Origin of the sequence: Flavobacterium sp., from assembly GCF_036782315.1 — a bacterium.
Lineage (GTDB): Bacteria > Bacteroidota > Bacteroidia > Flavobacteriales > Flavobacteriaceae > Flavobacterium.
In genome coordinates, this window is the sequence record NZ_DAIPZK010000012.1 from 36,403 (window position 1) to 51,955 (window position 15,553).

Consider the following 15,553-nt stretch of genomic DNA (forward strand, 5'->3'; position numbering starts at 1 on the left):
GATTTATAGTTTTATTAAGTTAATGTGTTTATAATGTATAGATTACAATTAAAAAATAAACGAAAGAAATAGGAACATTAGCAAATAGAATTAATGCTTGTCGTTCAATTTTAGATCTATTTAGAGGTTCGATAATCCAATCAATTATGAGTTTTAGAAGCATTAATCCATTTACTAGAAATGCAATCAATACATAATAAATTCCAATTGGTATTATTATATCTGAATCTTTAAATACGAAATGAAGTAGTAATAATAGTGAACCAATTCCAAATGAAACAATCGCCATTTGGGTGGATAGCGGCAATTTTAAAAAATCTTTTTCCATGTGGTCATGAGTTTTGTTTTGGTTTCTGATGATAGGTTTTTGATAATTTCCATTCCGATAAAGAATAAAATTCCAATGGTCATGCTGATGTTAATGAGTTTGTTCATGTTATTTGATGTTAAAAGTTTGTTGAATGTTTGAGAGAGGAACCGAAAGCATGTTTAAAAAATCTAGTCCATAGAATTCATGTGCAGCTTTTCCTCTTTGATATTGTTGTTTGAAATACGAAAATCGAGTAGGATAGAAGAGTGTTCCTGAAAGAATTACCATCCATAAATACAAACTTCGTTTTCCGTTTCCATACAAATAGTATTGCATGCCTATTTCGTCAACAACTGAAATTCCGGTATTGGTCAATACGTGAATAATGTCATGGTCTTCCAATTTAGGCTGGATTTCAAAATTGTATTTTAATAAAAAACAACCTAATTGAAATCCCAAGCTATCATTAGGAAGTTGTATCAACTGATTTATTTCAACATCCCAAGCCTTACCTTGCTTAAAGAATTTTTGATAAGGTTTCTTACTGATTTCGTACATTTTTTCGATAAATAAGTCTCTCATAATCTGAATTAAAAGTACTTTGAATTTCAAAGTAAATAGATAAAAAAATAGGTTTAGCTTTTCTTGATTAATTTTTCAAGCGCTTCAATATGGGCAGTAAAAGCATCACGACCTTCTTTTGTAGCGCTGTATTTCGTATTGGGTTTCTTTCCAATAAATTGTTTTTCAATTTGAATGTAATTTTCAGCCTCCAAAGCTTTAGTATGCGAAGCTAAGTTACCATCAGTTACACCTAAAAGTTCCTTTAACATATTAAAATCGGCACTTTCATTTACCATCAATATCGACATAATCCCCAAACGGATTCGGTGATCAAAAGCTTTGTTGATATTTTGGATGATGTTGAGCATGATTTAGTTTAAAAGTTTAAGGTTTAAAGGTTAAGGTTAAAAGTTTAAGGTTAAAAGTTTAAAGTTTAAAGTTTAAAGTTTAAAAGTTATTTACTTTCTCTCGTATTTAAAGTACATTAAACTTCCATATAAAATATGACAACCTCCAAAGCCTAATGCCCAGAATAATAAACCATATCCTAAGAACCAAGTAGATAATAAACCTAAAGCGATCATGGTTATTCCTAAATAACGAACATCTCCAATCGTATATTTACTTGCATTTACACAAGCTAATCCGTAAAATATTAAGGTTAGAGGAGCGATAAGTCCAAACATGTTTTTTTCGATTAAAAAGATAATGAAAAATCCACCTGTTGTTAATGGAATCATAAAGTTAATTACTAATCTTTTCGAGGCTGTATTCCAAACATTTTCATTACTCTTTCTGGCTTTTCGAATGCTCAATCCGATTCCTGTTACTATTGACAAAATTAAAACAGTAGCTGCAATTACTAATAAACGAATCACGTCTTCTTCCGAAATTACTAAATCTCGATAGGCTCCCATGGTTGAAGTATCAAAGTAAATCGTTTTATATGCCATCCAAGCGCCAACCAATGCATAAACGCCAGCCAAAATTCCCGACAACCCACTTAATGAAATAAAACGTGATGATTTATTCATCAAATTTTTAATTTCGCTAATGTCATTTAGATATTTCTCGTTTTCCATTTTAAAGTACTTTGAAATACAAAGTAAATAAGAAATAATTTGTTGACCAAACAATTTTTACATTATTTTTGAAAAAATGTTTTTTAAATGAAACCCACAGAAGCATATATACTCCGTCAACCCGAACAGTATCAAGCTATGATGTTGCATGTGTTAGCTGTAGTAGAGCAGGAGCTTTCGCAATCTGAATTACTTTTCAAATGGGGTATTCCTTATATTTATTTCAAAAAGAAACCATTTTGTTATTTGGCTCCTAATCATAAAAAAGGGTTTTTAGATGTTGGTTTTGCCAAAGGTTTTGAACTCAAAAGAAACCAAGAAGTTTTGGTTGACGAAAATCGGAATACCGTGAAATCACTTCGCTATTTTTCTATTGATGAAATTGATAATGAGGTTTTAATTGATGTTATTAAAGAAGCAAAATGTTTATATAAATAAAGCCACGTAATCAATTTGAAACGTGGCTTTTATTATTAAATACTAAAAGTTCCTCCAACGGCTACAATTCGTTGCAAGAACCAAAAATGTTGTTCTGCAGAATCCGCACTACTTTTAGTAGTTCTAATATTATTCATTTCTATGTAACCTCCTTTTAACTCGGTTTGAATGAAAAAATGTTTAAAGAAGGTAAAATTTAAGCCGGCTTTTGCAGAAATTCCATAACCCGCTATGTTGAAGTCATCATGGCGTTCTTTTCCTAACAAGGTAGTATTAGTTTTTGGATATAAAAAGCCGCCACCAACTCCTTCTGTTATATTAATCTGAAATTTGTCGGTATTAGGTAATTTAAATAAATTTGAAATGTCATCAACTCTTGAAATTTCTGAATTTATGTAGTTCAATCCATCAGTGTGTTCAAATAATAAAAAGTCTTCATCAAGTGTTAATTGGCCATTTGCAGGATTCTCATTATAAGTACCAGCATTTGGATAATAACCAGAATAATTAACTCTTCTGTGATTGTACATTACATATTTCATATGATCTACTCCAATAGAAATATTGTAATGATTGCTAATGAAATAACCTATTCTTAAATTTGTTTGTGGTACGGTCATTCGTGCTGGATTAAAATAATCGCAATGCCATCCTTTTGGTTTGTCGTGAGCCGAGACATTATATATGGTAAAATCATAATCAGCACCTTTAAAGTGAATATCAGATTTTGTATAAGATTCTCGGTTTCCTCCCCAGAAAATATAGAATTTTCCTTTGTTTTTGCTCGTGTATTTTTCAGGATTTTCGACAGATTCTTGCGAAAAGGTGTACTGTGAAAAAACACAAAAAGTTAGTACAGCCATTAAAAATGGATGTTTCATTTAAAGTTATAAAAAAAATTAAAATTGATTTACGGTTTTACGAATAGCTACGAGTTTTGTCATTAATCCCTCAAAATAATCTAAGTGTAACATGTTAGCTCCGTCGCTTTTAGCATTAGCTGGATCAAAGTGTGTTTCAATGAAAATTCCATCAACACCAACAGCAATTCCTGCTTTTGCAATAGTTTCAATCATATCTGGACGACCACCAGTTACTCCAATAGTTTGATTAGGTTGTTGTAACGAATGGGTAACATCCAAAACAGTTGTGGCATATTGTTGCATTGTAGGAATTCCTCTAAAATCTACAATCATGTCTTGATATCCAAACATAGTTCCTCTATCGGTAACCATTACATTTTCATTGTTACTATCCAATACTTTTTGAACGGCATGTTTCATGCTTTCAGGACTCATAAATTGACCTTTTTTCAAATTTACAGTTTTTCCTGTGTTAGCTGCCGCAACAACTAAATCAGTTTGACGCACTAAGAACGCAGGTATTTGTAATACATCTACATATTCTGCAGCCATAACTGCATCTTCGTTGGTGTGGATATCAGTAATGGTGGGTACACCAAATTCTTTAGACACTTTTTGAAGAATTTTTAATGCTTTTTCATCACCAATTCCAGTAAAACTATCTACTCTAGAACGGTTGGCTTTTTTGAAAGAACCTTTAAAAACAAAAGGAATTTCTAATTTATTGGTAACAGAAACTAGTTTTTCTGCAATACGCATTGCCATTTCTTCACCTTCTATGGCACACGGTCCTGCTAACAAAAAGAAATTACTACTTTCTGTATGTTTTATTTGTGGAATGTTTTTTAAATTCATTTTGTGTTGATTTTGAAGATGCAAAGATAAAAAGAAAAACCTTTCCTACAGCAGTAGAAAAGGTTACTTATGTTACAGAGTATAAAAAAATTATTTCTCTCTTGCCGGAAACTGTTTTATTGAAAAACCTTTTGGGCAAAGGATTTTTCCTTTTTCATAAATATTAAAATACAAAGTGATTTTTTTATTACTCCCTTCAAATGTTACTTCATAAATGCTAAGTGTTCCGGCTCCCATCAGGCTGTTTTCTGTTGGAAAAGGGCAACACGTATCTACTTTTCTATAATAGATTTTTTCTCCATTTGGCCCCTCTAAACCATTGAAAAAATATTCAATATTAATATTTTCCTGATTTTCTCTAATGTTTCCAATATTTATTGGGTAATCTTGATCATAAGCATATTTTGAATCAGTAGCATACTCAGTTATAACGTAAGCTTTATCTTTAATGGCAGGTCGAATAGCCTTGGGATCAACATTTTTTAGAGTAGATTTTGTGCTAACACATCCCGTTAATAAAAAAATTACTAATAGAGAAAATAAGTATTTCATTTTATTCGTTTTTTGATTTTAAAATATACGCAACAATCGCGCCAATTACTACACCAAATGATAAACTATCTGAAATATTTTTCCATATAGAACTTGATAAGGTTGTATATTCTTTAGCTTCTTCTAGTGATAGTTTTTTGCTTTCAACCGTATAGTTGATAGTATTAGTTAAAAAATTAGGACTTATGAATTCATGAAGAATAAACTGTGTTATCGGGCTAAAAACAACAATGATAAAAGAGATAACGATAGCAGAAATAATACCTTGTTTCCAATTCATTTTGCTATTATAGAATTTAAATTTCTTTTCTCTTAAGGCTAAAAAATAAAGCAGAAATAAAGGGAAGATGTACAAAATATTGAATAAAGGTTCCCATTTTATTTTTTCTGTATGAAAACCCAATTGTTTTTCTAAAGTCATCCAAGCTAAAAAAATGATTGTAGTGATAATAGCCCATTTGAATTCGATTGAAAACTTTTTCATCTGATATGCTTTTGTTTAAGGCTTCAAATTTACTATAAATTGTATCAAAAGTTACAAATACCAAATTGAATTTCTATTTTTGTGGAAAATTGTAACTTACTATGGATTTAATTTTTGGAACATGGCATTGGAGTATTTCTGGGTTTTTAATTGGAATGATCATGCTTCTTCTTACTTATTTTGGAAAATCTTTTGGAATGTCATCTAATCTTAGAACAATGTGTTCTATGGCAGGAGCTGGAAAATTTAGCGATTTCTTTAAAATGGATTGGCGTGAGCAGAAATGGAGTTTAGCAGTTGTTTTAGGGGCAATTGTTGGTGGATTTATTGCTTATCATTTTATATCAAATGGAACAGGTGTTAACTTAAATACAGATACTATTTCTCAATTGCAAACACTTGGAATTGATGCTCCTAACGGCAAGCTAATGCCTAATGCCATTTTTAGTGTTGAAACGTTACAATCTCCAAAAGGATTTACGATTCTAATGTTGGGCGGTTTGTTAATTGGATTTGGAACACGTTATGCTGGAGGTTGTACTTCTGGACATGCTATCTCTGGATTGAGTAATTTCCAATTACCATCATTAGTAGCTGTAATAGGTTTCTTTATTGGCGGATTAGCTATGGCGCATTTTATTTTACCAATAATTTTTAAGACTACATAATCATGAAATTAGCGAGATTCTTTTTAACCGGAATACTATTCGGAATTGTTTTAACCAAAGCGGAAGCTGTTTCTTGGTATCGTATATATGAAATGTTTCATTTTCAATCATTCCATATGTATGGAATTATTGGTATGGCATTATTCACAGGTATTGTTGGCCTCCAAATCATAAAAAGATATAAAATTAAAGATTATAAAGGTCTTCCAATCCATATTATTGAAAAGGAAAGAGGTTTTTGGAGATATGTTATTGGAGGAATTTTATTTGGATTAGGTTGGGCCTTAGTTGGAAGTTGCCCAGGTCCTATATTTATTCTATTAGGAACAGGTACTTATGCTATTGCTGTAGTATTAATAGGTGCTTTATTAGGAACTTATATTTATGGTTTGTTAAAAGACAAATTACCTCATTAAAGTTAAGTTAAAGTAACAAGTGTTACGATATGTTGTTGCTATTTTTTGTAAATTTGAGTAATCAAAATTTAAAGTTATGCAAACGACAATTTATATACAAAACTTAAAATGTGGTGGTTGCGCAAATACCATTACAAAAGGATTAAACGATATTGAAACCGTTAAAAATGTTCATGTAAACGTAGAAGATAGTTCCGTTACATTTGATTATGAAATGGATGAAAAATTAATCGAAGTCAAAACTAAACTTAAGTCACTGGGTTATCCAGAATATGGTGAAGCAAATAGTCTCGGATCTAAAGCTAAATCCTATGTAAGTTGTGCTATAGGAAAAATGAGTTAAACAAAAAGTCCCGATTTACATCTGGACTTTTTTTATATCAATTCAGCACTTAAGCCTGCATCTAATAAAGCAGAACATTGTGGTTTTAACTCTTCTAGAGAACCTGTTTTAACTGTACATTTCCCTTTGTAATGAACTAAGATTGCGCATTGTTCCGCTTGTAAATCATCGTGATTACATACTCGTATTAAAGTATCAATTACATGATCAAAAGTATTAACATCATCATTGTGTAATACAATTTCATGATTTAAACCAATAGCTTCTTCAACTAAAATTTCTTCTTTAACTTTTTCTATAGTACTCATAATCATTTATTATCAGTTGAATAACAAATTTAGAATTTAATTTATAAAATTCAAAATGCTATTTCACAAACTTCAATGCCACCCAATTGTTTCTTTCAAATTGCTTTACATATTTTAATCCTTTTGATGTACAACTCTCTGAAATAGCAGGAATATCTTCAGTATAAAAACCACTTAAGAATAAAATTCCGTTTTGGTTTAAACAATCTACATATTGTTGCATATCGTTTAAAAGAATGTTACGATTGATGTTTGCAATAATTACATCATATTTTTTTCCAACTAATAAAGAAGCATCACCTTCGTAAACCGAAATATACTTGCAATTATTACGTTCAGCATTTTCAATAGAGTTTAAATAACACCAATTATCAATATCAATAGCATCAATAGGTTGGGCACCTTTCATTTCAGCTAAAATCGCTAAAATAGCTGTTCCACAACCCATATCTAAGGTTTTTTTGCCTTTAACATCGGTTTCTAATAAATGTTGAATCATCATGTGTGTGGTTTCATGATGACCCGTTCCAAAACTCATTTTTGGTTCTATTACTATGTCAAATTCAGCATTCGTTTTTTCGTGAAAAGGTGCTCTTACGTGACATTTTCCATCTACATCTATTGGTTCAAAGTTTTTTTCCCATTCTTCGTTCCAATTCACTTGTTCTATTTCTTCAAAGGTATATTCAATTTTAAATTCAGGATTTGTTAATATTTGAATATCTTCTAAAATGTCCTCATTCCATAAGTCTTTTTGCACATAAGCAGAAATTCCAGTTTCAGTTTCAATAAAGCTCTCAAAGGCTTTTTCTCCTAATTCAGCAATTAAAATTTCACTTCCTAACTCTAATGGTGCAATCGTAAAATGATATCCGATGTAAATATTTGACATAACATTAATTTTTTGCAAAGGTAATATTAACTTAACATACTTAACATTGAAATGATGTTAAGTTTGCAGAAAATATACAACAACATAACAAATGAAAAAATTAATTACATTTTTACTTTTAGTAACTACCTTATTTTCAAGTGCTCAAGAAGTAAAAATACCTTTAAAAGACAATGATTTAAAGTTGGCAGCTCTTCCATATTACAATTATGGAAAAGGACTTGGAATAACATCGCCAGATAGTTTATTTCAATTAAATATTCGTTTTAGAATGCAAAATCGCGTTACTTTCATTCAAAATGAAGGAGATAATGCTGCATATTCTGGAGAAATTAGACGTTTACGCTTACGATTTGATGGTTACGTGGGTAATCCTCACTTTTTATATGTAATTCAACTTTCTTTTGCTCCTGGTGATGTAGGTGAAATTCAAGAAGGTGAAAATATCAATATTATTCGTGATGCTGCAGTTTTTTATCGACCTAATAAGCATTGGAGTTTCCTTTTTGGACAAACTAAATTACCTGGAAATCGTCAACGTGTTAATTCTTCAGGAGCATTGCAAATGACAGATAGAAGCATTAACAATGCAAGATTTAATATTGATAGAGATTTTGGATTCCAAGCTTATTATTTGAATGAAAATAAAAACCAATTTTCATATAATGTTAAAACGGCAATAACTACAGGAGAGGGAAGAAATTGGACAAAATCAGCTGATGATGGAGTTGCTTTAACTGGGAAATTAGAATTAATGCCGTTTGGTTCATTCAAAAAAGATGGAACAAATTTTGAAGGGGATGTTGCTCGTGAAGAAAAACCAAGATTATTGCTATCTGGTGCTTTTCATCAAAATAACTTAGCCAGAAGAACTCAAGGACAACTTGGAAATGATTTATATGAACAAAAGACCATGAAATCTGTTTTATTAGATGCTATGTTAAAATATAACGGTTGGGCATTTATGTCAAGTTATATGTCTCGTTCTGCTAAAGATCCAATTGCATATAATCCTGCGGATATAACAAAATTTAATTATGTGCCAGTTGGTAATGGAATGGATTACCAATTAAGCTATGTTTTTCGTTCAAATTACGAAATAATTGGTCGTTTTTCTAATCAAAACATGCATAAAGATATCAAGGCTTTAACACCTGATTCAAAACAATATTCTTTAGGTTTAACCAAGTATTTATGGGAACATGCTTTTAAATTGCAGGGAGAAGTTACATTAAGCGATTTAGATTACTTCAATGGAACCAACAAACAAAATTGGTATGTTCGTTTCCAAATTGAGATGGGAATTTAATTAGAGTATAATATTATTAAAACCACAAGTCATTAGGATTTGTGGTTTTTTGTTTTTTCAAGGTTTTTATTTCTGATATCTAAATTTTAAAATGTTTACCTTTGTACTTTATTTACAGATTTCATGATACAAATAGGTGATTACAATACGTTACGAATTTTAAGAGATACAAAAGTTGGGTTATATTTAGGTGATGAAAACGAAGCGATTTTGTTACCCAAAAAATATGTACCTAAAGATTTTTTTATTGGAGACGATATTACCGTTTTTGTTTATTTAGACCATGAAGAACGACCTGTTGCGACTACTTTGAAACCATATATTAAGTTAAATGAATTTGCGCATTTGAAAGTAAACTACATCAATAAATTTGGCGCTTTTTTAGATTGGGGTTTAGAGAAAGATTTGTTTGTTCCATTTAAAGAACAAGCGCGTCCTATGGAAGAAGGCAAACGTTATTTAGTTTACATGTTTATTGATGAAAAAACCAATCGTTTAGTAGCTTCAAGTAAAACGAATCAGTTTTTAAGCAATGAAAATTTAGACCTACAACGTAATGAAGAAGTTGATATTTTAATTTCGCATATTACAGAAGCTGGAATTAACGTTATCATCAATCAAAAACACAAAGGTTTAGCGTATAAAAACGAAGTGTATGACGATGTGAAACCTGGAATGAAAACCAAAGGTTACATTAAAACTATTCGCCCTGATGGCAAAATTGATGTTTTACTTCGTAAAATAGGAGTAGAGGCAATCGAACCTTCTTCTCAAGTGATTTTAGATGAGTTAAAAGCGAATCGTGGTTTTTTACGATTAACTGATAATTCGCATCCGGAAGATATTAAAACGGTGTTGAAAATGAGTAAAAAGAACTTTAAAAAAGCCGTTGGAAATTTATACAAACAAAAATTAATTGAAATCAAAGAAGACGGAATCTACTTGATATAATATGTCATCAAAAAACAAAATATATCTTATTCTTAGTATTGTCGTTTTATTAATGACCATTGTTGCTATTTTTCAAAATTTTGAAACCATAAACTTCATTGGTTTTGAAACTGAAATTATTTGGATTCCTATTTGGATAGCTGTTGTAATTTTACCACTTTTAAATCTTTACGAAATTTCTATAAATACAGATGATTATAATAAATATTATTGGTTAGCTCTAATAATAAATTTAATTTCTATTTTCTACATAATAAGATATTTTAAACTAGAATTACTTCCTTAATTTTTTTATAAAATACTATTTTTAATGACTTTTTATTATTATATTTGTATATACAAATATTAATTTATGAATCGCAAGAATTTCATAACATTACTTTCAGGAGGAATCGCAATGGCAAGTATACAACCGTTCTATGATTGGACAAAAGGATTAGGAGAAGAGGAGGAGAAGATGCCGGTATTATTTATAGGGCACGGTTCGCCTATGAATGCTATTGAAGACAACGAGTTTTCAAAACGTTGGCAAAAAATGGGAAAAGAAATTCCAACTCCAAAAGCTGTTGTTGTCGTTTCTGCCCACTGGTTAACAAAAGGAACTCAAGTTACAGCTATGCCAAATCCGAAAACGATTCATGACTTTGGAGGCTTTCCACAAGCGTTATTTGATATGCAATATCCAGCACCTGGAAGTCCTGAATTGGCCACTGAAATTCAGAAATTAATAACCAATCCTGCAGTGGAATTAGACCACGATTGGGGGTTAGATCATGGCACTTGGTCGGTAGTAAAACATATGTATCCTGATGCGGATATTCCGGTTTTACAATTGAGTATTGATTATTACAAACCAGCAACTTATCATTATGAATTGGCAAAGCAATTGCTTTCACTTCGTAAAAAAGGTGTTTTAATCATCGGAAGTGGTAACATGGTACATAATTTACGAATGGTAGCTTGGGATAAGCTCAACGAACCCGAATACGGATTTGATTGGGCATTAGAAATGAATGATATCTTTAAAAATAAAATCTTAAACGGATTTCATAAAGAGTTAATTCAGTATGAAAAACTTCATAAAGCAGCTACTTTAGCTATACCAACACCAGACCACTATTATCCTTTGTTGTACATTTTAGCACTTCAAACTAGTAATGATAAAGTGGAATTTTTCAATGATAAAGCTGTTGGAGGTTCGTTAACAATGACTTCGGTTAAAATTGGTTAATTATTCCCCTTCTTCCTCATTAAATTTAAATGGATAATCACCAAATTTAGGTGCCAAACGTTTTGTTTGATACGTTTTACGTGTAAATTTATTAGACAAAGCAATGATAGTTACAGAATCTTTGTGAAGTGTAACTAAAGAAGAGGTATTTCCATGCCACCAGCCATTGTGAAAAAAGTATTGCTGACCTGTTTCAAATTCTAGCATACGGATGCCTAACCCATAATTTTTAGTACCTTTTCGCTCGTAACTGTAACCTTTGTACATTTCTTCTTTCATTTTGGCACTTAAGAATTTATCAGAATATAAGGCCAAATCAAATTTTAACAAATCTCGTGGAGTAGAATAAATGTTTTTATCACCATAAACTTGATCCAAAAATTCAAAAGCCAAACGCAAATAATTATTTTTATAAGATTGACTCACTTCGTCTTTCTTGTTTAAATCGTCAAAAACAAAAGTATTTTTCATCCCTAAAGGATCAAAAATCATTTCTTGAAGCACTTTTGGATATGTTTTATTAGTCACTTTTTCAATGATTAAAGCCAATAAAGCATAATTCGTATTGCAATAGCCAAAACGAGTTCCAGGCTTTGATTCTAATCCAATATTTTTAGTAGCCAAAAGCGTTAATACATCTTCATTAGTAAGTGTTTTTTTCTTATCCCAAACGCCTTTATCATCTGTAAAATAAGCATAATTTCTTAAACCACTTCTATGATTTAATAACATTCTCACTGTCGTTTCTTCATACGGAAATTCAGGTAAAATTGATTTTACAGTAGCATCTAATTCCAGTTTCTTTTGATCTACTAATTTTAAAACAGTTACTGCTGTTATAACTTTGCTAACAGATGCAATATGAAGAGGTGTATCTTGTTTTATAGAATCACCTTTTTCTTTATAAGCAAAACCACTGTAATTCTCATACAAAATCTCCCCATTTTTAGCTACTAAAAACGATCCACTAAAATCTTTTGAATTGAATTTTTTATCGTAAAATGCTTCCATTTCATTTCCCATTCTTTTTTTATAAATGGTAGTCAAAGGAGAGAAGTTGACTGCAAACTCAGATACATTACCTTCTTTATCTTTTAAGGTAGATTCTTTGTTTTCGTCGGGTTTATTTTGGCAATTAAAAAGTAGTAAACTTAAACTTACAAGTACTATTTTATTCAACATAAGGCGTATTCTTAAACGTAATATTTTGATTTAGGCGTTGCAATGTAGCAATAAATTCTTCTTGTTTTTCAGGCGAAATGTAAATATCATCATATTTATTATAGGTAATAATTAAACCAATATGACTCAATGCTGGTTTCCAAAGAGTTGGTACATAAATTCCTTTGTGATATTCAATTTTATTGATTTTAGTTATATCAATTTTACCTTGGAATGGACCCGATTTCCAATATAAATCCGTGTTTTCAATCTTGTAAAAAGTAGTTTTGTAGGTCCAAATTAGGAATAAAATCACTAAAAAATGTATCGAAAATAGTACTAAGAATGGTTCGTAAGAATCCTCAAAAAATGCAGGAATTGTTAAGAGCAATAAAAACAATATTACTCCAATATAAATATACTTATTTAATTTACTTACTGCCGATTTAAAAATCATGTTACAATCCTAATTTTTTCTTAGTTTCTTTTGAAATTCCATCTTTATGAACCATCACAGAAATCGCTTTTAATCTCATATACGCTACACTCATATACACATAACCACCATGAGCTACTTTCTTTTCGTCGCTTCCCCAAGAATTTTTTACTTTGTAATATACGTTTCCTTTTTGGTCTTTTACTTTTCCAACTATATGCATCAAATGGTCGTCAGTAGTAGATAGGTTTTCAAATTCTTGTTGACGAAATTCAGGAGTAATTTTCTTTTCTTCTACAATTTCCGCTAAACCAGTTTTGGTATCTTCTTCTTTTTCAGGGATGAAAGCCACACCATATTTTCCTGAAAAAGTAGGTTCTGAAACATCACAATCTAATGAAAGTGAATAACCGTTTCCTAAAGCATTATCAATAACTGAAATGAATTCATCCAAAGGTAAATTGTACATACTTCCATTTGAGAAGTTATCAGGAATATTCAAAATGAATGGTTTGTAATTTGCTTCGTGCGTAAACGAAGTCAAAGTAACATAATTTTCGGGTTTAATTTTAGTAAATTCTGCAAATGATTTTGGCGTGTAATTTTTACCTTCATATTCAAATTTGGTTGGAATACTACCTAAATAAATATCCAAAACAGCACTAATTGCTTGTTTCCAATTTGAAGATAATTTTCCTGCGGGATTGGTTACATAAGTCTTCAACATGGCTTCTAAAACCGCTACCATTTCTGTATGATTGTGTTTTGTTGTATTAACATCTAATCCATCATAAACACTATTGGGTACCAATCCATATTTTGTTACACTATTAATTACATCGTGAGCCAAAGCACCTTCACTAAAATTGGCTTTTCCTTGTCGTAAAACATAATTTTCTGCTTTTAAAGGATAAGTTGTTCTCGCTTGATACATCTCAGAAAGGTCTATTTTCTTACCCGTTAAACGAATAATTTCTGATTCTAAAAACGAAGAAGTAGAGAAACTCCAACACGTTCCCGTGATATCTTGAGAGATGACCGGTAAACATTCTACATCATTAACTTTCTGAAATTCATAGTTTTGAGCCGTTGCTGTTAAAAAAGATGCACTTAACAGAAATCCTACATATATTTTTTTCATGCGACTTATTATTTTGAACTTGCAATATAATGCAAAAAATGAATTATTTTTACGGAAATTTACATTTAACAAGATCTACTTAAATATTTGAAAAGATGAATAAAATTGAATGGAAAACCGTTAGAGAATTTGAAGATATTACGTATAAAAAATGCAATGCTGTAGCCAGAATTGCTTTTAATAGGCCTGATGTTAGAAATGCCTTTCGTCCAAAAACAACTTCTGAACTGATTCAGGCATTTTACGATGCACAAGAAGACACTTCAATAGGAGTAGTTTTGCTTTCTGCAGAAGGTCCAAGTTCTAAAGATGGCATTTGGAGTTTTTGTAGTGGTGGCGACCAAAAAGCACGTGGACACCAAGGTTATGTTGGCGAAGATGGTTACCACAGATTGAATATTTTAGAAGTACAGCGTATGATTCGTTTTATGCCAAAAGCTGTAATTTGTGTAGTTCCAGGTTGGGCAGTTGGTGGCGGACATTCGCTTCACGTAGTTTGTGATTTGACTTTAGCGAGTAAAGAACATGCTATTTTCAAACAAACCGATGCCGATGTAACTAGTTTCGATGGTGGTTACGGTTCAGCTTATCTAGCTAAAATGGTGGGACAAAAGAAAGCGAGAGAAATTTTCTTCTTAGGTAGAAATTACTCGGCTCAAGAAGCTTATGAAATGGGAATGGTAAATGCGGTTATTCCTCACGCTGAGTTAGAAGATACGGCTTATGAGTGGGCACAAGAAATTTTAGCTAAATCACCAACCTCAATCAAAATGCTAAAATTCGCAATGAATTTAACAGATGATGGAATGGTAGGCCAACAAGTTTTTGCTGGTGAAGCCACTCGTTTAGCTTATATGACAGACGAAGCAAAAGAAGGAAGAGATGCGTTTTTAGAAAAACGTAAACCGAATTTTGAGAAGAAATATTTGCCATAACTAAGAGAATAGAACAAAGATTCATGAAAAAAATCGCATTCGGCTTACTAGTATTGTTGGGTAATGTATCATTAGCTCAAGAAAATAAAGACGTTAAAAAAGAAACAAAATTTCAAGTAGGAGTTCACTATGTTGGAAATCTCCGAAATGAAAACATCATCAGTGATGGTTTTAATGGAGTTGTTGGAATTTCCGCTAATTACGCAATTTACCAAGACGAAAAGGTTTCGATTTTTGGAGGGTTAAATGTTGATTATTTGCAAACGAGAGATTACTTTTTGCAAAATGATATTCTCATTTGGAATCCTAATACAAGTATTGAAATAGACGTTTTCAAAGGGAAATTAAAGCCTTTCTTTGGAGTGGGTTATGCTTTTTTCTCTAATAATTTTAAATATACAACAGGTTTGTTAGATCCAATGGATCCAGCTATCACTGTAAGAGAGAAAAAATTAAATTTTAATGGATTTACAATTAATCCTGGCTTGAAATATCATATTTCAGATTTACTTTTTATAGAGGGAAGTTATAAATATTTCCCAGTAAATTCTAGTGATATTGATGGAAAAGCAAATACACATTTTATCAACTTAGGTTTCGGATTTAAATTTTAA

Annotated in this window: 24 protein-coding genes; 10 read left to right on the top strand and 14 right to left on the bottom strand. The window is 31.0% G+C overall.

The genetic code is table 11. The features are described 5' to 3' along the window. Positions 1-28: 28 nt before the first annotated feature. From V7P59_RS10550 to V7P59_RS10570, 5 genes are all read right to left on the bottom strand, one after another. On the bottom strand, positions 29-328 hold the full coding sequence (locus V7P59_RS10550) for a hypothetical protein (RefSeq protein ID WP_333810123.1): 300 nt from the start codon (positions 326-328) through the stop codon (positions 29-31). Then, positions 310-435: a hypothetical protein gene (locus tag V7P59_RS10555; protein WP_333810124.1), complete on the bottom strand. Its 126-nt coding sequence runs from the start codon at positions 433-435 to the stop codon at positions 310-312. The genes V7P59_RS10550 and V7P59_RS10555 overlap by 19 nt, the downstream gene beginning before the upstream one ends. A gap of 1 nt (position 436) precedes the next feature. After that, entirely contained in the window at positions 437-892 is a 456-nt protein-coding gene (locus tag V7P59_RS10560) for a hypothetical protein (RefSeq protein WP_333810125.1), read from the bottom strand. 53 nt (positions 893-945) lie between these two features. Next, positions 946-1,242: a winged helix-turn-helix domain-containing protein gene (locus V7P59_RS10565; protein ID WP_026726800.1), complete on the bottom strand. Its 297-nt coding sequence runs from the start codon at positions 1,240-1,242 to the stop codon at positions 946-948. Between the two features lie 90 nt (positions 1,243-1,332). Continuing rightward, positions 1,333-1,956, bottom strand: a complete 624-nt coding sequence (locus tag V7P59_RS10570) for a hypothetical protein (RefSeq protein ID WP_333810126.1) — start codon at positions 1,954-1,956, stop codon at positions 1,333-1,335. Positions 1,957-2,043: 87 nt separating this feature from the next. Between V7P59_RS10570 and V7P59_RS10575 the strand changes: the two genes are divergently transcribed. After that, positions 2,044-2,394 (top strand): DUF1801 domain-containing protein, encoded by a 351-nt coding sequence (locus V7P59_RS10575; RefSeq protein WP_333810127.1) that lies wholly within the window; start codon positions 2,044-2,046, stop codon positions 2,392-2,394. A gap of 35 nt (positions 2,395-2,429) precedes the next feature. Here V7P59_RS10575 and V7P59_RS10580 read toward each other — a convergent pair whose 3' ends face one another. The 4 genes from V7P59_RS10580 to V7P59_RS10595 form a co-directional block, all read right to left on the bottom strand. After that, positions 2,430-3,275: a hypothetical protein gene (locus V7P59_RS10580; protein WP_333810128.1), complete on the bottom strand. Its 846-nt coding sequence runs from the start codon at positions 3,273-3,275 to the stop codon at positions 2,430-2,432. Positions 3,276-3,293: 18 nt separating this feature from the next. After that, entirely contained in the window at positions 3,294-4,112 is an 819-nt protein-coding gene (kdsA, locus tag V7P59_RS10585) for a 3-deoxy-8-phosphooctulonate synthase (protein WP_333810129.1), read from the bottom strand. A 90-nt stretch (positions 4,113-4,202) separates the two neighbouring features. After that, entirely contained in the window at positions 4,203-4,664 is a 462-nt protein-coding gene (locus tag V7P59_RS10590; protein WP_333810130.1) for a 2-dehydro-3-deoxyphosphooctonate aldolase, read from the bottom strand. Between the two features lies 1 nt (position 4,665). Further along, positions 4,666-5,148 (bottom strand): DUF4199 domain-containing protein, encoded by a 483-nt coding sequence (locus V7P59_RS10595; RefSeq protein WP_333810131.1) that lies wholly within the window; start codon positions 5,146-5,148, stop codon positions 4,666-4,668. A 101-nt stretch (positions 5,149-5,249) separates the two neighbouring features. Here V7P59_RS10595 and V7P59_RS10600 point away from each other — a divergent pair, with 101 nt between their 5' ends. From V7P59_RS10600 to V7P59_RS10610, 3 genes are all read left to right on the top strand, one after another. Continuing rightward, the gene (locus V7P59_RS10600; protein WP_333810132.1) at positions 5,250-5,816 is read left to right on the top strand and encodes a YeeE/YedE family protein; all 567 of its coding nucleotides are present in this window, start codon (positions 5,250-5,252) and stop codon (positions 5,814-5,816) included. 2 nt (positions 5,817-5,818) lie between these two features. Continuing rightward, positions 5,819-6,232: a DUF6691 family protein gene (locus V7P59_RS10605; protein ID WP_333810133.1), complete on the top strand. Its 414-nt coding sequence runs from the start codon at positions 5,819-5,821 to the stop codon at positions 6,230-6,232. 76 nt (positions 6,233-6,308) lie between these two features. Beyond that, positions 6,309-6,575, top strand: a complete 267-nt coding sequence (locus V7P59_RS10610; protein ID WP_333810134.1) for a heavy-metal-associated domain-containing protein — start codon at positions 6,309-6,311, stop codon at positions 6,573-6,575. A gap of 32 nt (positions 6,576-6,607) precedes the next feature. On the opposite strand, the gene V7P59_RS10615 is transcribed toward V7P59_RS10610, so the two are convergent. Both V7P59_RS10615 and prmA read right to left on the bottom strand, forming a co-directional pair. Next, entirely contained in the window at positions 6,608-6,883 is a 276-nt protein-coding gene (locus tag V7P59_RS10615; RefSeq protein WP_333810135.1) for an ATP-dependent Clp protease adaptor ClpS, read from the bottom strand. Positions 6,884-6,941: 58 nt separating this feature from the next. After that, a complete protein-coding gene (prmA, locus tag V7P59_RS10620) occupies positions 6,942-7,775 on the bottom strand; it encodes a 50S ribosomal protein L11 methyltransferase (protein ID WP_333810136.1) in 834 nt (277 codons plus the stop codon). Between the two features lie 91 nt (positions 7,776-7,866). Here prmA and V7P59_RS10625 point away from each other — a divergent pair, with 91 nt between their 5' ends. The 4 genes from V7P59_RS10625 (at position 7,867) to ygiD (ending at position 11,266) form a co-directional block, all read left to right on the top strand. After that, positions 7,867-9,084, top strand: coding sequence for a porin (locus tag V7P59_RS10625; RefSeq protein ID WP_333810137.1), 1,218 nt, complete (start codon positions 7,867-7,869; stop codon positions 9,082-9,084). A gap of 123 nt (positions 9,085-9,207) precedes the next feature. After that, positions 9,208-10,035, top strand: a complete 828-nt coding sequence (locus V7P59_RS10630; protein WP_333810138.1) for a CvfB family protein — start codon at positions 9,208-9,210, stop codon at positions 10,033-10,035. Between the two features lies 1 nt (position 10,036). After that, positions 10,037-10,321: a hypothetical protein gene (locus V7P59_RS10635; RefSeq protein ID WP_333810139.1), complete on the top strand. Its 285-nt coding sequence runs from the start codon at positions 10,037-10,039 to the stop codon at positions 10,319-10,321. Positions 10,322-10,387: 66 nt separating this feature from the next. After that, positions 10,388-11,266, top strand: a complete 879-nt coding sequence (gene ygiD / locus V7P59_RS10640) for a 4,5-DOPA dioxygenase extradiol (protein WP_333810140.1) — start codon at positions 10,388-10,390, stop codon at positions 11,264-11,266. Here the strand turns inward: ygiD and V7P59_RS10645 are convergent, their stop codons facing one another. Genes V7P59_RS10645 through V7P59_RS10655 form a run of 3 tightly spaced genes read right to left on the bottom strand, consistent with a single transcriptional unit; the run spans position 11,267 to position 14,004 of the window. Continuing rightward, entirely contained in the window at positions 11,267-12,448 is a 1,182-nt protein-coding gene (locus V7P59_RS10645) for a serine hydrolase domain-containing protein (RefSeq protein ID WP_333810141.1), read from the bottom strand. Continuing rightward, positions 12,438-12,884, bottom strand: a complete 447-nt coding sequence (locus V7P59_RS10650) for a PH domain-containing protein (protein ID WP_333810142.1) — start codon at positions 12,882-12,884, stop codon at positions 12,438-12,440. The genes V7P59_RS10645 and V7P59_RS10650 overlap by 11 nt, the downstream gene beginning before the upstream one ends. 1 nt (position 12,885) lies before the next feature. Then, positions 12,886-14,004, bottom strand: coding sequence for a C1 family peptidase (locus V7P59_RS10655; protein ID WP_333810143.1), 1,119 nt, complete (start codon positions 14,002-14,004; stop codon positions 12,886-12,888). A gap of 95 nt (positions 14,005-14,099) precedes the next feature. On the opposite strand from V7P59_RS10655, the gene V7P59_RS10660 reads away from it, so the two are divergent. Next, positions 14,100-14,939 carry a 1,4-dihydroxy-2-naphthoyl-CoA synthase gene (locus V7P59_RS10660; RefSeq protein ID WP_333810144.1) on the top strand — a complete coding sequence of 280 codons (840 nt, stop codon included), beginning with the start codon at positions 14,100-14,102 and terminating at the stop codon, positions 14,937-14,939. A 23-nt stretch (positions 14,940-14,962) separates the two neighbouring features. Next, entirely contained in the window at positions 14,963-15,553 is a 591-nt protein-coding gene (locus tag V7P59_RS10665) for an outer membrane beta-barrel protein (protein ID WP_333810145.1), read from the top strand.

Excerpts from the sequence above, each read along its gene's own strand:
- V7P59_RS10660 (WP_333810144.1), top strand. The coding sequence starts at position 14,100 with ATGAATAAAATTGAATGGAAAACCGTTAGAGAATTTGAAGATATTACG.
- V7P59_RS10645 (WP_333810141.1), bottom strand. The coding sequence starts at position 12,448 with ATGTTGAATAAAATAGTACTTGTAAGTTTAAGTTTACTACTTTTTAAT.
- V7P59_RS10665 (WP_333810145.1), top strand. The coding sequence starts at position 14,963 with ATGAAAAAAATCGCATTCGGCTTACTAGTATTGTTGGGTAATGTATCA.
- V7P59_RS10570 (WP_333810126.1), bottom strand. The coding sequence starts at position 1,956 with ATGGAAAACGAGAAATATCTAAATGACATTAGCGAAATTAAAAATTTG.
- V7P59_RS10600 (WP_333810132.1), top strand. The coding sequence starts at position 5,250 with ATGGATTTAATTTTTGGAACATGGCATTGGAGTATTTCTGGGTTTTTA.
- prmA (WP_333810136.1), bottom strand. The coding sequence starts at position 7,775 with ATGTCAAATATTTACATCGGATATCATTTTACGATTGCACCATTAGAG.
- V7P59_RS10550 (WP_333810123.1), bottom strand. The coding sequence starts at position 328 with ATGGAAAAAGATTTTTTAAAATTGCCGCTATCCACCCAAATGGCGATT.
- kdsA (WP_333810129.1), bottom strand. The coding sequence starts at position 4,112 with ATGAATTTAAAAAACATTCCACAAATAAAACATACAGAAAGTAGTAAT.
- V7P59_RS10595 (WP_333810131.1), bottom strand. The coding sequence starts at position 5,148 with ATGAAAAAGTTTTCAATCGAATTCAAATGGGCTATTATCACTACAATC.
- V7P59_RS10650 (WP_333810142.1), bottom strand. The coding sequence starts at position 12,884 with ATGATTTTTAAATCGGCAGTAAGTAAATTAAATAAGTATATTTATATT.
- V7P59_RS10575 (WP_333810127.1), top strand. The coding sequence starts at position 2,044 with ATGAAACCCACAGAAGCATATATACTCCGTCAACCCGAACAGTATCAA.
- V7P59_RS10630 (WP_333810138.1), top strand. The coding sequence starts at position 9,208 with ATGATACAAATAGGTGATTACAATACGTTACGAATTTTAAGAGATACA.
- ygiD (WP_333810140.1), top strand. The coding sequence starts at position 10,388 with ATGAATCGCAAGAATTTCATAACATTACTTTCAGGAGGAATCGCAATG.
- V7P59_RS10635 (WP_333810139.1), top strand. The coding sequence starts at position 10,037 with ATGTCATCAAAAAACAAAATATATCTTATTCTTAGTATTGTCGTTTTA.
- V7P59_RS10555 (WP_333810124.1), bottom strand. The coding sequence starts at position 435 with ATGAACAAACTCATTAACATCAGCATGACCATTGGAATTTTATTCTTT.
- V7P59_RS10580 (WP_333810128.1), bottom strand. The coding sequence starts at position 3,275 with ATGAAACATCCATTTTTAATGGCTGTACTAACTTTTTGTGTTTTTTCA.
- V7P59_RS10615 (WP_333810135.1), bottom strand. The coding sequence starts at position 6,883 with ATGAGTACTATAGAAAAAGTTAAAGAAGAAATTTTAGTTGAAGAAGCT.
- V7P59_RS10605 (WP_333810133.1), top strand. The coding sequence starts at position 5,819 with ATGAAATTAGCGAGATTCTTTTTAACCGGAATACTATTCGGAATTGTT.
- V7P59_RS10590 (WP_333810130.1), bottom strand. The coding sequence starts at position 4,664 with ATGAAATACTTATTTTCTCTATTAGTAATTTTTTTATTAACGGGATGT.
- V7P59_RS10610 (WP_333810134.1), top strand. The coding sequence starts at position 6,309 with ATGCAAACGACAATTTATATACAAAACTTAAAATGTGGTGGTTGCGCA.
- V7P59_RS10655 (WP_333810143.1), bottom strand. The coding sequence starts at position 14,004 with ATGAAAAAAATATATGTAGGATTTCTGTTAAGTGCATCTTTTTTAACA.
- V7P59_RS10625 (WP_333810137.1), top strand. The coding sequence starts at position 7,867 with ATGAAAAAATTAATTACATTTTTACTTTTAGTAACTACCTTATTTTCA.
- V7P59_RS10560 (WP_333810125.1), bottom strand. The coding sequence starts at position 892 with ATGAGAGACTTATTTATCGAAAAAATGTACGAAATCAGTAAGAAACCT.
- V7P59_RS10565 (WP_026726800.1), bottom strand. The coding sequence starts at position 1,242 with ATGCTCAACATCATCCAAAATATCAACAAAGCTTTTGATCACCGAATC.